This window comes from bacterium, from assembly GCA_019637795.1.
Lineage (GTDB): Bacteria > Desulfobacterota > Binatia > HRBIN30 > CADEER01 > JAHBUY01.
Genome location: JAHBUY010000001.1, coordinates 320,048 through 334,678, shown reverse-complemented (window position 1 = coordinate 334,678; position 14,631 = coordinate 320,048). Strand labels below are relative to the sequence as shown.

11 protein-coding genes are annotated in these 14,631 nt (G+C 70.3%); 3 read left to right on the top strand and 8 right to left on the bottom strand.

Going from position 1 to position 14,631, the window contains the following annotated elements:
• Positions 1–12: 12 nt before the first annotated feature.
• From KF840_01525 to KF840_01515, 3 genes are all read right to left on the bottom strand, one after another.
• Entirely contained in the window at positions 13–1,527 is a 1,515-nt protein-coding gene (locus KF840_01525) for an AMP-binding protein (GenBank protein MBX3023569.1), read from the bottom strand.
• A 96-nt stretch (positions 1,528–1,623) separates the two neighbouring features.
• On the bottom strand, positions 1,624–2,709 hold the full coding sequence (locus KF840_01520) for an ABC transporter substrate-binding protein (GenBank protein ID MBX3023568.1): 1,086 nt from the start codon (positions 2,707–2,709) through the stop codon (positions 1,624–1,626).
• Position 2,710: 1 nt separating this feature from the next.
• A complete protein-coding gene (locus tag KF840_01515) occupies positions 2,711–4,399 on the bottom strand; it encodes an AMP-binding protein (GenBank protein ID MBX3023567.1) in 1,689 nt (562 codons plus the stop codon).
• Positions 4,400–4,590: 191 nt separating this feature from the next.
• Between KF840_01515 and KF840_01510 the strand changes: the two genes are divergently transcribed.
• Positions 4,591–5,280, top strand: a complete 690-nt coding sequence (locus KF840_01510) for a hypothetical protein (protein ID MBX3023566.1) — start codon at positions 4,591–4,593, stop codon at positions 5,278–5,280.
• Positions 5,281–5,709: 429 nt separating this feature from the next.
• The gene (locus KF840_01505; GenBank protein MBX3023565.1) at positions 5,710–6,381 is read left to right on the top strand and encodes an NUDIX domain-containing protein; all 672 of its coding nucleotides are present in this window, start codon (positions 5,710–5,712) and stop codon (positions 6,379–6,381) included.
• Positions 6,382–6,391: 10 nt separating this feature from the next.
• Here the strand turns inward: KF840_01505 and KF840_01500 are convergent, their stop codons facing one another.
• The 5 genes from KF840_01500 to KF840_01480 form a co-directional block, all read right to left on the bottom strand.
• Positions 6,392–7,180, bottom strand: coding sequence for an enoyl-CoA hydratase/isomerase family protein (locus KF840_01500; protein MBX3023564.1), 789 nt, complete (start codon positions 7,178–7,180; stop codon positions 6,392–6,394).
• Positions 7,181–7,235: 55 nt separating this feature from the next.
• Positions 7,236–8,030, bottom strand: a complete 795-nt coding sequence (locus KF840_01495; protein MBX3023563.1) for an amidohydrolase — start codon at positions 8,028–8,030, stop codon at positions 7,236–7,238.
• 89 nt (positions 8,031–8,119) lie between these two features.
• Positions 8,120–9,310 (bottom strand): acyl-CoA dehydrogenase family protein, encoded by a 1,191-nt coding sequence (locus KF840_01490; GenBank protein ID MBX3023562.1) that lies wholly within the window; start codon positions 9,308–9,310, stop codon positions 8,120–8,122.
• Between the two features lie 87 nt (positions 9,311–9,397).
• Positions 9,398–11,773, bottom strand: coding sequence for an MMPL family transporter (locus KF840_01485; protein ID MBX3023561.1), 2,376 nt, complete (start codon positions 11,771–11,773; stop codon positions 9,398–9,400).
• Positions 11,751–12,791, bottom strand: coding sequence for a hypothetical protein (locus KF840_01480; GenBank protein ID MBX3023560.1), 1,041 nt, complete (start codon positions 12,789–12,791; stop codon positions 11,751–11,753). The genes KF840_01485 and KF840_01480 overlap by 23 nt, the downstream gene beginning before the upstream one ends.
• 176 nt (positions 12,792–12,967) lie before the next feature.
• On the opposite strand from KF840_01480, the gene KF840_01475 reads away from it, so the two are divergent.
• Positions 12,968–14,560, top strand: a complete 1,593-nt coding sequence (locus tag KF840_01475; GenBank protein ID MBX3023559.1) for an AMP-binding protein — start codon at positions 12,968–12,970, stop codon at positions 14,558–14,560.
• The last annotated feature ends 71 nt before the right edge of the window (positions 14,561–14,631 follow it).

The following is a 14,631-nucleotide window of genomic DNA, read 5'->3' as shown; positions in this document are numbered from 1 at the left end:
CGGTGCACGACGTCATTTGAACTGCTCGCGCAGGACGCCGGTCATCACCTTCTTGGCGGCGTTGCGGGGCAGCGCATCGACGAACTCGACGCGGCGCGGCTTCTTGAAGCCGGCGAGGCGCTGACCGGCGAAGTCGGCGATGGCGGCGGCGTCGAGGCGGGCGCCGCCGCGGACGACGACGATGGCGGTGACCTGTTCGCCCCATTTCGGGTGCGGCGTGCCGATCACCGCGACGTCGTCCACGTCCGGGTGGGCGCGCAGCACCTCCTCGACCTCGATCGGCGACACGTTCTCGCCGCCGGTGATGATGAGGTCCTTCATCCGGCCGGTGATGAAGACGTAGCCGTCGCCGTCCTGACGACCGCGGTCGCCGGTGTGCAGCCACCCGTCGCGCAGGGTGGCGGCGGTGGCGGCGGCGTCGCGGTAGTAGCCCGCCATGACGGTCGGTCCGCCGACCACGATCTCGCCCTCCTCGTCGGCCGCGGCGAGGCGGCCATCGGCGCGGCGCACGGCGACGACGACGTACGGATTGGGGCGGCCGACGGTGCCCGGGCGCTCGAAGATGGTGCCGCCGCGCGCCATGGTCACGCCGTCCGTGGATTCCGTCTGGCCGTACGCCTCGATGATCTCGGCGTCGTCGTAGAGCTCGGCGAGGGCGCGTTTGGTGGTCATCGGCGTCGGCGCGCCGCCGACGCTGACCTTGCGCACGGTGCGCCGCACGCCGCCGGGGAGGTCGCCCATCGCCACCATTTCGAAGGTCATGCCGCCGATCAGCGGCAGGTCGGTGATGCCGTGGCGCTCGACCTGCTCGAGCAGCGTCGGCAGGTCGAACTTCTCCAGCAACACGGTGGTGGCGCCGCTCAGGATCCGGCAGAGCAGGTGGGAGACGAAGACCGGCGTGTGGGTGAGCGGGCTGATGCTGGCGCCGACGCCGTCCTGGGTGTCGCCGCGCGCGGTGGCGCAGGCGAGCGCCGCCCACTGCAGGTGCGCATGGCGGATCATCACGCCCTTCGGCGCGCCGGTGGTGCCGGAGGTGTAGGCGAGGACGGCGAGGTCCTGGGCCCGCGGGGCGCGGCTGGCGCGCGCCGCGGCCGCGGGGGCACGGCGGGCGACGCGTGGCCGCAATGGCAACGTGGCCTCGATGGCGAACACCGGGACGCCGGCGGCGGCGCCGGCCTCGCGGGCGACTTCGACCCGCGCCGGATCACAGATCAGCGCCGCGGCGCGCGAGTGGGTCAGGAGCCGCGCCGCTTCCGCGGCGGTGGAGCGCACGGCGATCGGGACACTGGCGGCGCCGACATTCCAGGCCGCGTACGATGCCACGACCATCGCCGGCGAGTTGCCCGCCATGACGCCGACGTGTTGGCGCGCGCCGAGGCCGCGCCGCGCCAGCCAGGTCGCCAGCGCCTGGACCTCGGCGTGCAGGGCGCCGTAGGCGACGTGGCGATCGCGGTGGATCAATCCCCCGCGCGGGCCGCGGCGGGCGCGCTGCAGGGCGAGGAAGTCGAGCGAGGTCGGGAGCGGCATCAGGCGTCGTCGACGACCCGCGCCCGGCGGACGCGCCGGTGGGGCGCGACGTCGCAGTGGGGCATCGCGGGCTCCGGGCGGTCTCTGCGGCTCGAGTCAGGGCTCATAGAGCTCCACGAAGCGGGTCTTGCCGTTCTCGATCTTGCGGATCAGCAGCCAGTCGCCCTTGTAGGCCTTGTGGTCAAAGGGGCCGAGGCTCATGTGGGTGCGGGGGCCGCCGTTGACGGCGGGCAGCATGCGCACCTTCTCGAGGCCCTCTTTCACGCCGCGCGGGGTGAGGAGGTTGGCGCGGGCGATGCCCTCGGCGAGCAGGCGGGCGGTGTCATAGCTGAGCGCGATGACCGTGTGATCCTTGGTGCTGCCGGTCCTGGCCTTGAAGCGCTGCAGCATCGGCGCCAGCCGCGGGTTGTCCTCGCAGATCTGGTCGACGCCGTGCCAGCCCTCGAGCGCCGCCATCCACTCCGGCTTGGCGTAACAGAACTGGAAGGCGGTGGTCATGACGCGCGGCGGGTTCCAGCCGAGGCGCGGAAACATCGGCGCCATGAGGATGGTCGGGTAGCCGTAGCCGAGATAGGCGAGGCAATCGGGGCGCTGGTCGCGGATCTTGCGCAGCGTCGTCTCGAGGTCGTCCGGCACCTGTGTCGTGTAGGCCTCGATCAGGATGTCGACGCCCTCGCGGGCGGCGAACCAGCGGAAATTGCCGGCGTACTCGACGCCGCCGGGGCTGATCTCGTGGATCATCCCCACCGTCTTGAAGCCCTGGCGGCGGATCCAGGTCGCCATCAGCGCCGCCTCCTCGGCGAGGCCGCCGTTGCCGAGGTTGAAGCAGTACTCTCCGAAGTAGCGATCGGTGCCCGTCCAGGTGACCGCCGGCACGCCGAGCTCGTTGATCACCGGCGCGAGCGCCAGCGAGTTGTCGGTGATGAGCGGGCCGATGGTCGCCAACACGCCGGCGTCGACCAGACGGCGATAGCCGTCGATCGCATTTCTCGCCTCGAGGCGCGGCAGCCCGACGGCCTCCTCGACGACCAGCTCGACGGGGCGGGTGATGATCTTCTGCTCGTGGGCCTCGTCCAAGGCGAAGCACAGGGTCGCCAGGAAGTCGGCCTTGGTGCCCATGTCCATGTCGATCAGGACGCCGATCTTCACCGGCGCGAAGGCGAGGCCGTGCGGGGTGCTCATCTCACTCCTCCAGGCGATCGGCGTAACCGGCGTTGGCGAAGCGGGTGCGCAGGGTCTGCAGGTCGGCGGCGGTGAAGGGCGCGAACGTCTCGGCGCCGCGCGGCCGCCAGTACAGCGGATCGGCGACGCGATCGAGGAGGAACTTCTCCCGCCGCAGCGTCCGTTTGAGAATCTTGTTGGTTGCGGTCATCGGCAACTGCGACGCGATGCGCAGGAACATCGGACGCCAGCGCGGCGGCAGGCCGCGATGCGCGTCGAGGAAGCGCGAGAACGCGGCGGCATCGAAATGCGCGCCGGGACGGAGGACGATGGCGGCCATCACCTGGTCGCCGGCCTCCGGATCGGGCACGCCGTAGACGCTGACCAGCAGCACGTCCGGGTGTTGCGCCAGCGCCTCCTCGATCGGGCGGGCGAGGAAGTTCTCGCCGCCGACGCGGATCCATTCCGCGTCGCGGCCGGCGAAGTAGATGTAGCCGTCAGCGTCGGCGTAGCCGAGGTCGCCGGTGCGGAACCAACCGCCGCGGGTACGATCGGCGGTCGCCTGCTCGTCCTTGTAGTAGCCCTCGAAGAGGAAGCGGCCGTTGGTGTTGACGATTTCGCCGACCGCCTCATCGGGATTGAGCAGCCGGCCATCGCCACCGAGCCGAGCCGGCGGGCACTCGCGGCCGTCCTCGCCGATGATCCTCACGCCCGGCGCGCGGCCCAGGCTGCGCGGCGGATCATCGGCGGTGCGCGAGAAACCGACCCCGACCTCGCTGGAGCCGTAGCCGTCGATCACCTCGCAGCCGAAGCGCTCGGCGAAAGCGGCGATGTACTGGCGCGGGGCCTCGTTGCCGTAGGCTAGACGCAGCGGGTTGTCGGCGTCATCCGGTTGTGCGGGCGTCTCCATGATGTAGGCGAGCGGGTTGCCGACGTAGTTGAACAGCGTGGCGCCGTAGCGGCGGATGTCGGCGAGGAAGCGCGACTTGCTGAAACGCCGGGCCAGCGCCAGCGAGGCGCCGCTGACCAGGGGCGGCGCGAAGGCGAGGACCTGCGCGTTGCCGTGGTAGAGCGGCATGGCGCAGTAGATGACGTCGTCGGCGGTGGCGTGGCACATCTGCAGGCACGCGCCCCAGCCCAGCATCATCAGTCGACCCTGGCTGTTGAGCACGCCTTTGGGGGCGCGCGTGGTGCCGGAGGTGAAGACGATCATCAGCAGCGCGTCGGCGGCGATCTCGAGACCGGGGTCGCGGTCGTCGGCGCTCGCCAGAGCCGCCGCCAGCGACGGCGCCGGGCCGTCGGCGAGCAGCACCGGCAGACGGGCGCCGATGGCGCCGTGCAGCGAGTCGGCATAGCGCGCCTCGGTGAGGACGAGCTGGCAGTCGGCATACTCGATGTCGCGCGCCAGGGCGTCGCCGGTGCGCGTCGGGTTGAGCCCGACCAGCGTCGCGCCGGCGAGGGCGCACCCCAGCTCGGCGAACACGAAGGCCGGCAGGTTGTCCATCAGCGCGCCGACGTGAAAGGGGCCGTCGCCGCGTCGCGCGAGGAAGAGGTTGGCGTAGCGGCAGGCCTCGCGATGGGCGGCGGCGAACGTCCACGAGCGGTCGTCGGCGCGAAGGAAGATGCGGTCGGCGCAGTCCTCGGCGCGGGCGCGCAGCGCGGCGGCGACGGAAGCGGGCGGGGCGCTGGTGTCGGGTCCGTTGATCGACATCGGGCTAACGAGCGTTAGCCGCGATACCAGCGCGCGGCTCGGACTGTCAACGCGGCGGGGTGGCGCGGCGGCAGGTGGGGGATTCTCGGTACGAGACACCGGACCGCGCTCTCCGCGGCCGCGTGGTGGCGTTCTCGCGTCGCCCGCTCGCGCTTTGACATTCGTCCCGCATTTCCCGATGTCGTCGCGCCATGCTCTATCTGCACGAGATCATCGACATCATCGGCGCCGGGCAGGAATCGTACCTCGAGACCGTCGGCGAACGGGCACGCCACTCGGAGCGCGAGGGCATGTCCCGCCTGATGGGGACCTGGAAGGTGATCGGCAGCACCCATCGCTGGCCGCGGGTGGTGAACCTCTGGGAAATGGACGGCTGGGAGCAGTGGGCCGGGACCCTCGAGCGGCAGTTCCTGCCCGGACGGGTCGACGCGGCACTGGCGCCGTGGTGGGCCAAGGCAACGCAGTGGCGCAGCGGCGGGTTCGACCGCATCCTCGAACCGGCGCCCGGGTCGCCCACCCGTGACCAATTGCGCGCCGACGGTCTCAGGGCCTGGGTCTGTGTGCACACCCTGGCGCGAACACAGCCGGGGCAACGCGAGGCCTATCTTGCGACGGTGCGCGAGAGCTTCGCGTCGTTGCTGCGCGATCGTGAATGCACCCTCATGGGTGCCTACTCCGTGCCCATGCGATCGGACGAGGTGCTCGTCCTGTGGGCGGCGCCGGACTTCCGCCACCTCTGCCGGATGATGGACGGTTGGGCGGGCGATCCGGAGCTGCGCGGCTGGCGCGAACGATCCGAGCGCATGTGCGCCGAGTCGGAGACGATGTGGCTGGTGCCGTCTCCGGACTGCTTCTTCCATCCCGGGCCCGCGGCCGGCTGAGGCAACGCCGGGGGCGCGATCTTCGCGGGATCGCGCCCCCGGCCCTCTCGGGGAGGAGGAAGCAACGCGCCGGTCGCCCGGAGCGCACGCAGCCAGTGACGGAGGGGGGTCCCACCAGCCACGCGAGCCGGTTGGACGCGCGCTTCCCAGGATGATTCACGACGAAAGTCGGCGGAAACGAAAATTTCCGCCCCCAGAAAAAAGCGGCCGGCAGCCAGGGGGGACCGGCTGCCGGCCTTCGGGGGGAGGAGGCGCATGCGGAACGGGTTCCGCAGATGCGCCGTAGCGCGCGGAGGGGGGGTCCGCGTTGCTCGCTACGTATGCCCTTTCAGACGGCGCGCCCCCAGGATTGATTCACACTTTTTCGCCCGCCTCCTTCATCGGTCCCTGGCGAAGCGACAATTCGCCTGATTTAAAGAGCTTCCGATCATGCCCCAGGAGCCAGCTCCCGCCCACCCCGCCGCCACCGTGGTGCTGATCCGCGACCGTCCCTCGGGGTGCGAGGTGCTGCTGGTCCGGCGCAGCGCGCAACTGTCGTTCCACGGCGGCGCCTGGGTGTTCCCAGGTGGGCGGCTCGACCCCGACGACTGGATTCCGGGCGACGATGTGCTCGCCGCCGCCCGGCGGGCCGCGGTGCGCGAAGCCCGCGAGGAAGCCGGGTTGGTGCTCGCCCCGGGGGATCTGGTGGCGATCTCGCGCTGGGTGACCCCGGTGCAGCTCCCGAAGCGCTTCGACACCTGGTTCTTTGCCGCCACCGGGACCGATGCGCCGGTCGCGGTCGATGGCGGCGAAATCCACGACCACGCCTGGATGGCGCCAACCGAGGCGCTGGCGGCCCAGCGCGCCGGCGAGATCGAGCTGCCCCCGCCGACCTTCGTGACCATCACGGCGATCGCGGCGCACCGCACCGCGCAATCGGCGCTGGCCGCGCTCGGCCGCGGTCCGCTCGAGGTCTTCGAGCCGCGCCTGTTCCCGATCGAGGGCGGTGCCGTCACCCTCTATGCCGGCGACGCCGGCTACGACGACGCCGAGCTCGAGCGCCCCGGGTCGCGCCATCGCCTGTGGATGCGCGAGGACGGCTGGCGCTACGAGCGCGCCTGACCGCCCCGCCTCAGCGGCCGGTGAACTTCGGTGGCCGCTTCTCCATGAACGACAGCATCCCTTCCTTGGTGTCCTCGGACTGGGTCACCAGGGACTGCGCCATTGCCTCGTCGTCGAGCGCCGTCTCCATGTCGACCTCGAGCGAGCGGTTGAGGAGCCGCTTCGACATGCCAATCGCGTACGTCGGACCGGTCGCCAGCCGCTCCGCCCACTCGCGCGCCGCCGCCAGGAGCTGCGTCCCGGGCACGACGCGATTCACCAGGCCGATGCGCAGCGCCTCGTCGGCCGCGAGGTCGTCGCCGAAGAAGACCAGCTCCTTCGCCTTCGCCAGGCCGATCAGCCGCGGCAGCAGGTAGGCACCGCAGGCGTCGATGGCGATGCCGCGGCGGACGAAGATCTCGATGAACTTGGACTCCGCGGCGGCGATGACCATGTCGGAGGCGAAGGCCAGGTGCGCCCCCAGGCCGGCGGCGACGCCGTTGACCGCGGCGATCACGGGCTTCTCCAGCTCCCAGACGGCGCGGATCAGCCGCTGCGAGCGGGTGCGCAGCATCTCGCGCGCCGCCCCCGGCCCCTGCGGCCCACTGCCGCGGCGGCTGAGGTCGGCGCCGGTGCAGAATCCCTTGCCGGCGCCGGTGATCACGAGGGCGCGGATGTCGAGATTGGTGCGCGCATCGGTCAGGACCTGCAGCAGCTCCTCGCGCATCGCGTCGTTCACCGCGTTGCGCGCGTCCGGCCGGTTGAGGGTGATCCACGCGACCTGGTTCTCGAGGACGTAGGTGATGGCTTCGAACGACATCGTGATCTCCTGGGCAGGCTGAAGGACGAAGGACGAGCCGGAAGGCCGAGCAGCGTCAGCCGATCTTGAGCGCGCGGCGCGCGTTGTCGCGCAGGAACAACGTCCGCACCTCGTCGGAGAGCTCGAGCGCGTCGAGCTCGGCGAGCACCCGGTCGAAGGGCAGCAGCGGGTAGTCGGTGGCGAACAGCACCTTCTTCTTGCCGAACGTCTTCATGAAGTGGACGAATTCGGCGGGGTAGTGCTTGGGGGCGTGCGCCGAGGTGTCGATGTAGACGTTGGCATGCTTCCAGGCGACGGCGATCATCTCCTCGGTCCACGGCCAGCCGATGTGGCCGCAGATGATCCGCAGCTCGGGGAAGTCGAGCGCGACCTGGTCGATGTAGATCGGGCGGCCGGTTTCCGACGGGAAGAGCGGCCCCGTGTGGCCGACCTGGGTCTGGAAGGCGACGTCGAGCTCGATGCACTTGGCGTACAGCGGGTAGTAGCAGGGGTCGGTCGGCGGCTTGCGCCACATGAACGGCTCGATGCGCAGCACCTTGAAGCCGTACGTCTCGACGTGCTCCTGGAGGCCGCGCACCGCCGCCATGATGTTGGTGGGATCGGCATGGTACTCGCCGATGAAGCGGTCGGGGTGGCGGCGCACCGCCTCGCGCACGTGCGCCGGCTCGCCGGAGATGCAGGCGAGCCGCACGCCATTGCGGTCCATGTCGTCGAGCATCTGCGCCACGTCGGTGCCGTTGTGGTACCAGTCCAGCCGCCCGTAGTTGCGGAACACGTTCTCCGCCGCCACCGAGCGCTTCTCCGGCGGCGTCGGCGACAGGTACTGCGTCCACACGTCGATGATCTCCATGCGTTCACTCCAGATTCTGCCCCACGGCGGCCCCGAGGCCCGGAGGGGCGTCGACGCCGTGATTCCGCTTCCGCGGGGCGGTCTCTCCCTCAGGCTCGCGGCAACCCCAACACTCGCTGCGCGATGATGTTGCGCTGCACCTCGGACGTCCCGGCATAGATCGTCGCCGAGCGGGTCCACAACAGCTCGCGGGTCCAGACGTTGGCGTCGACGCCGCGCGGTTCATCGCCGGCGAGCGAGGCATGCGGGCCGAGTACGGCGCAGGCCGTCTCCATCAGGCGTTGCTCGAGCTCGCTCCAGAAGAGCTTCAGGATCGACCCCTCGGGACCGGGCCTGCCGGTGCGCTGGATGACGGTGACGTTGCGGTAGGCGGTCAGCTTGGCGATCTGGACCTCGACCGCGAGCTGCGCCAGATCCTGGCGGGTGCGCGGATCGCGCGCCGCGGCGACGCCGTCGCGCGGCCGGCGACGGGCGAGGTCCAGCAGGCCGTGGAGCTCGCGCCGCAGGCGCGCGTGCGGCGCCGAGCCGCCGCGCTCGTGGGCGAGGGTGGTGAGGACGACGTCCCACCCCTTGTGGATCTCGCCGACGACGTTCGCGCGCGGCACCTTCACGTCGTCGAAGAACACCTCGTTGAACCACGCCTCGCCGGTCATCTCGACCAGCGGCCGGATGGTGATGCCGGGGCTCTTCATGTCGACCAGCAGGAAGGTGAGGCCGCGGTGCCTGCCGGCGCTCGGATCCGTGCGGACGACGAGGATGCACCAGTCGGCGTACTGGGCGAAGCTGGTCCAGATCTTCTGCCCGGTGACGGCGATGACGTCGCCCTCGAGCACGCCGCGGGTGCGCAGGCCGGCGAGATCGGAGCCGGCGTTCGGTTCCGAGAAACCCTGGCACCAGATGTCGTCGCCGCCCAGGATGCGCGGCAGGAACCGCGCCTGCTGCTGCGGGGTGCCGCAGGCCATGATCGTCGGCCCGGCGAGCCCGAGGGCCACCGCCAGGTTGATGCTGTCCGGCGCGCCGGCGGCGGCGCACTCCTCGTTGAAGATCAGGTGCTCGACGATGCTGGCGCCGCGTCCGCCGTGCGCCCGCGGCCAGGTGATGCCCGCCCAGCCGCCGTCGTGCAGCGTCCGCTGCCAGGCCTTCGAGGCGGCGATGCGCTCGGCCGCGGTGCGCGGCTCGCGCTGCGCCGGCACCGCGAGGAAGCGCGGCAGCGCGACGGCCAGCCAGCGCCGCACGTCGTCGCGGAAGGCATCCTCGGCGGCGGTCAGCCGGAAGTCCATGGGGAAGCCGCGCCGAGATCCCGACGTGCTGACGCAGCGGGCGTCGGCCGTGCCCGGCGCTCCGTCGTCACCTCGGCACGTCCCCCGTCAGGCCTCGACGGCCAGATCGGCCCGCTGGTCGGCGCGCTGGGTCGCGAAGCGCGGCCGCAGCAGCGAGACCATCGCCGGGATGAAGACGAGCGCGCCAATGGCGTGGAACACCATCAGCATCATCAGCAGGAACGCCATCTGCGCCTCGAACTTCAACGGGTGGAAGAGCCACAGCACCATGCTGGTGGTGATGGTGAGGCCGGTGAACATCACCGCTTCGCCGGTGGTGGTGAGGGTGCGGCGGTTGGCTTCGTCGAAATCGCGCGTCACCTCGTACTCCTCGACGATGCGGCTGAGCACGTAATAGCCGTAGTCGATGCCGATGCCGATGCCGATCGCCGCGACCGGCAGCGAGTTGATGTTGAAGTCGATGCCCACGAGGTACATCACCGCTTCCGACAGCGGCTGGGCGACGATCGACGGCAGCATCACGATGAGCGCGCCGAGCACCGACCAGTAGGTCAGGTAGCTGAGCAGGAAGACGACGAGGAAGATCAGCGGCACGTTCACTTCGTACGACCAGTCCACCTCCTCGATCTGCGCCGCGAGGATGCCGAAGAGGCCTCCGGCCAGGCGGTACCGGACGCTGTCCTCGGGCCGCGCGTGCGTGGCGATGTACTCCTTGGCGCGTTCGATCGCACCCTTGATCGTCTCGTGGTCGTAGTTCTTGTAGAAGACGGTGATCGTCGCGTTGGTGTAGTCGGGCGAGAAGAAGCGATCGAGCTCGCCGCGGCGCGTGCCGGCGGTGACCATGAAGAAGAGCTGGCCGACGTGATCGTTGCGCGTCGGCAACATCTCCCACTTCGGGTCGCCCTCGTGGAAGACGCGGAAGATGGTCTTCAGCATGGTGGTCGCGGTGACGGATCCGCCGGCCCCCTCGCCCTGCTCCATGTAGCGCTGGAAGAGGTCGAGCTGGTTCAGCGTCGCCGCGTCCTTGATGGCGCCCGGCTTCTTGCCCTCGGCGATGATGACCAGCGGGCTGTTGCCGACGAAGTAGTGGTTCGCCTTGGCGGAGGCGACGTTGTACGGGTGATCCGGATACAGCAGCGCCATGCCCGGCGAGGTGTCGCCGGTCCGCAATTGGTGCGCGAAGTAGACGCCGAAGACCATGGTGGCGACGAACAGCGCCACCACGGCGTAGCGCATGTTGCCGATCGCCAGGGTCACCAGGCGGCGGCCCACGGCGTTGGCCATGCGGTTGAAGGCGCTGTTGGTGTTGTGGGTCTTCGGCGGCCGCACGAAGCTCAGGATGATCGGGTGCAGGGTGACGACGCTGATGAAGATCGAGATGATCCAGAACGCCGACACGAAGGCGAGCTTCTGCATCAGCGGGATCGTCGCCACGGCGATGGTCATGATCGCCAGGCCGTCGGCGATGATCGACACCATCGCCGGCGCGTACAGGCTGATGTAGGAGCGCATGATCGCCGTGTGCTTGTCGTGGCAGCGGAAGTACTCCTCGTGGTACCGCTCCATCGACTGCACCGAGTGGCTCAGGGTGCGGGCGGTGATGAGCACGAAGACGACGATGACCAGCGGGTCCAGGCTGTAGCCGAACAGGCCGGCGAACCCGAGGCCCCAGATGGCGCTGAGCAGGGCGGAGAAGGTGGGGATGATCACGCCCTGGACGGTGCCGAAGTAGAACACCAGCAGCAGGATCATCAGCGCCAGCGTGCCGATCAGGTACCACACCATGACGTGCACGGCGTCGCCGAAGTAGGCGAAGAGCACCGGCGGACCGGAGACGTAGATCTTCACCTTGCCGCCCGCTTCCTCGCGGGCGACGATCTCCTGCACCTGCTTCCACATGCCGCCGAGGTCGAAGTACTCCTCCCAGAAGCCGGCGATGATCTGCGTCGCCTTGTCGTCCTGCGAGACGAGGAAGCCGCGCACGCCCTCGGTGGTATCGACCTTGCGGCGGAAGAACTCGAGATCTTCCTTGTCCTCCGGCAGCCGCGGATAGGTCAGCGGCACGGTCTTCAGCCCGGCGCCGGTGGTCAGCGTGGTCTTGATCTTCGGGTGCGTGATCGACATCACCTGCTCGCCGTTCACGCCCGGCACCTTGTGCAGGAGGTCGATGGTGATGCGGTCGACGGTCTTGATGACGTCGGGATCGGAGAACAGGTCGCCGTCCTTGGCCTCGACCGTCATCAGCAGGACGTTCGAGGTGCCGAACATCTTGCGGTACTTCTGGTAGACCTCGATGTAGGGATGTTTCGGCGGGTAGAGGTCGAAGAAGTTGGTGAAGATCGTCAGTTGGGCGCCGATGAACCAGATGAAGAAGCCGGTGATGACGGACACCACCACCGCGACCGGAATCCGGTAGCGGAGCAGGAAGCGGAGATACGCTTCAATGAAGTGTCTCGGCAGCACGCGTCCCCCCGTCCGGTGACTCGACCCGTCCCTGCACGATGCGCAGCCGTTCCCCGCCGGCGCCGACGATCACGCCGTGCGTCCCGGGCACCAGCGACAGCGCGCGGAACCATTTCGGCCCGCCCTTCGCCTCGCCCGGCCGCCGCACCCAGGTGCGGCCGCCGTCGGCGCTGGTGTACACGGCTCCGATCTCGCCCACGGCCACGCCCAGGTCGCCCACGACCTGCACCGCGTACAGACTCGGATTGTCATACGCCGAGCTGAATCCCACCTGCTCCAGCTCGTGGATCTCGGTCGAGCCGTGCTGCACCACCCACGTCTGGCCGCCGTCGTCGGTGTGCAGGATCAGCGCGTCGATGCCGACCGCCCAGCCGTGCTGCGGGTCGGCGAAGTAGATGCCGAACAGCGTCTTGTCGACGCCCGTCGTCTGCGGCGTCCAGGTGTGCCCGCCGTCCTCGGTGCGCAGCACCGTGCCCATCTCCCCGGCGATCCAGCCGCGCTGCGGGTCCACCATCGAAACGTCGTTGAGGATCACGTCGTCCGGCAGGGAGTGGTCCTCCCACGTGCGGCCGCCGTCGCTGGTGGTGAGGATCACGCCCCAGTCGCCGACGACGACCCCGTGCTGCGCGTCGGCGAAGTCGACGCTGAAGAGGTGCTTCTCGATGCCGACGCCGGACTGCTGCGGCGTCCACGTCTTGCCGCCGTCGTCGGTGTGCAGGATGGTGCCCGACCGCCCGACCACCCAGCCGCGCTGCGAGTCGACGAAGTCGACGTCGTACAGGTGCTCGGAGGTCTTCGACGCCTGCGGCGACCAGGTCTGACCGCCGTCATCGGTGCGGAAGATGGTTCCGAAGCCGCCGACCACCCACCCCGAGTCGGGATCGACGAACTTGGCGCCGTAGAGATTGTCCTTCAGCCGGGCGGCGCCCGCCGGCGTCGTCGCCGCGCCACTCGGCGACACGATCGCGGCCGCGAGGCTCAGGCCGCACGCCAGCGCCAACGCCATTCTTCGTGACACTGCTCCCACTGAATTGGATCCCGCCGGAAAGCGCAGCGGCTTATAGGGCGTTTGATTGAAGCGAGTCAAACCGGGTCGTCATGCCCACTCGCTGGACGATAGCGAGGCGCCCGGACGACTTGCAACGACGACCATTGACCACCGGGGACGCGGTGGCGCACAGAGGGCGGACGGCCATGACGCTCCGCCCCACAGCCCTCGCGCCGGAACAGATCCGGCGCCGCCACGCCGCCGGCGAGTGGGGCGACGAGCCCCTCGGCGCCTGCTTCGCGCGCACCTGCCGCGCCCATGGCGCGCGCGTGGCGCTGATCGATGGCGACCGCCGCCTGACCTTTGCCGACTGGGATCGCCGGTCGGCCGCGGTCGCGCAGGGGCTGCGACGCCTGGGCGTGGAGCGCGGCGACGTGGTCGCCTACCAACTGCCGAACTGGTGGGAGGCCGCGGTTCTGTTCCTCGCCGCGGCGCGCATCGGCGCGGTCGTGAATCCGCTCCTGCCGATGTTCCGCGAGCGCGAGCTGGCTTTCACCCTCCGCCAGTCGGCCGCCCGCGTGCTCGCCATCCCCGGCGAGCTCCGCGGCTGCGACCATCCGGCGCTGATCGCACGCCTGCGCGCCGACGCCCCGGCGCTGCGCACGGTGCTGGTCGTTCGCGCGCCCGCGCCGGACGGGACGCAGCCGTTCGCCGATCTCCTCGCCGACGCGCCGGCGCCGTCGGTCGCCGTCGATCCCGACGGGTTGCTGATGCTGATGTACACCTCCGGCACCACCGCCGATCCCAAGGGCGTGCTGCACACCCACAACACGCTGCTCGCCGAGGTGCGCAGCCTCGAGCGCGTGCACGCCCTCACGCCCGCGGATCGGACCCTGATGCCGTCCCCCCTCACCCACATCTCGGGGGTGATCCACGCCATCCTGACGCCGGCGCTGCTCGGCACCAGCGTCGTGCTGATGGAGCGCTGGGATGCCGTGGCCGCTCTGTCGCTGATCGCCGCCGAGCGGATCAGCTACATGGTCGGCGCGCCGACGTTCCTCCAGGACCTCAGCGACCGCGCCCCCGCCGGCGGCACCTCGCTGCGCCTGTTCTCGTGCGGCGGCGCGCCGGTATCCACCGAGCTGGTCCGCCGCGCCCGCGTCGCGCTCGGCTGCGTCGCCAAACGCGTCTACGGCTCGACGGAGTTTCCGACCATCACCACCACCGACGTGACCGATGCCGAGACCATGGGGGGCGTCAGCGAGGGGCGCGTCATCGCTCCCGCCGAGCTGCGCATCGTCGACGACCGTGGCCGCCCCCTGCCACCCGGCGGCGAGGGCGAAGTGCAGGCGCGCGGTCCGGAGTGCTGCGTCGGCTACGCCGATCCCGCCCTCAACGCCGATGCCTTCACCGCCGACGGGTGGTTCCGCACCGGCGATCTCGGCGCGGTCGACGCCGCCGGCTACCTGCGCATCAGCGGTCGGCTCAAGGAGATCGTCATCCGCAAGGGCGAGAAGTTCAGCCTCGCGGAGCTGGAGGCCGCGATCGCGCGCCATCCCGCCGTCGCCGAGGTGTGCGTCGTCGCGCTCCCGGATTCGCGGACCGGCGAGCGCGCCTGCGCCGTCGTGCTCCCCCGCGCCGGCGCCGTGCTCACCCTCGCCGAGCTCGCGCGGTTCCTCCTCGCCGCGGGGCTCGCCAAACCGAAGCTGCCCGAGCAGCTCGAGCTCGTCGACGCCCTGCCGCGCACCGACAGCGGCAAGATCCATCGCGCCGCCGTGCGGGCGCGTTGGGCCGGGTGACGCCGTTTGACTCTCCGCGCCCAATCCGCGGCGCCGCCGGACTCGGGCCGGTGGCGGATCACTGGGCCGAT

Bases quoted from the DNA above. Each gene is read 5' to 3' on its own strand.
- KF840_01520 (MBX3023568.1), bottom strand. From the start codon at position 2,709: ATGAGCACCCCGCACGGCCTCGCCTTCGCGCCGGTGAAGATCGGCGTC.
- KF840_01495 (MBX3023563.1), bottom strand. From the start codon at position 8,030: ATGGAGATCATCGACGTGTGGACGCAGTACCTGTCGCCGACGCCGCCG.
- KF840_01490 (MBX3023562.1), bottom strand. From the start codon at position 9,310: ATGGACTTCCGGCTGACCGCCGCCGAGGATGCCTTCCGCGACGACGTG.
- KF840_01505 (MBX3023565.1), top strand. From the start codon at position 5,710: ATGCCCCAGGAGCCAGCTCCCGCCCACCCCGCCGCCACCGTGGTGCTG.
- KF840_01525 (MBX3023569.1), bottom strand. From the start codon at position 1,527: ATGCCGCTCCCGACCTCGCTCGACTTCCTCGCCCTGCAGCGCGCCCGC.
- KF840_01510 (MBX3023566.1), top strand. From the start codon at position 4,591: ATGCTCTATCTGCACGAGATCATCGACATCATCGGCGCCGGGCAGGAA.
- KF840_01475 (MBX3023559.1), top strand. From the start codon at position 12,968: ATGACGCTCCGCCCCACAGCCCTCGCGCCGGAACAGATCCGGCGCCGC.
- KF840_01500 (MBX3023564.1), bottom strand. From the start codon at position 7,180: ATGTCGTTCGAAGCCATCACCTACGTCCTCGAGAACCAGGTCGCGTGG.
- KF840_01515 (MBX3023567.1), bottom strand. From the start codon at position 4,399: ATGTCGATCAACGGACCCGACACCAGCGCCCCGCCCGCTTCCGTCGCC.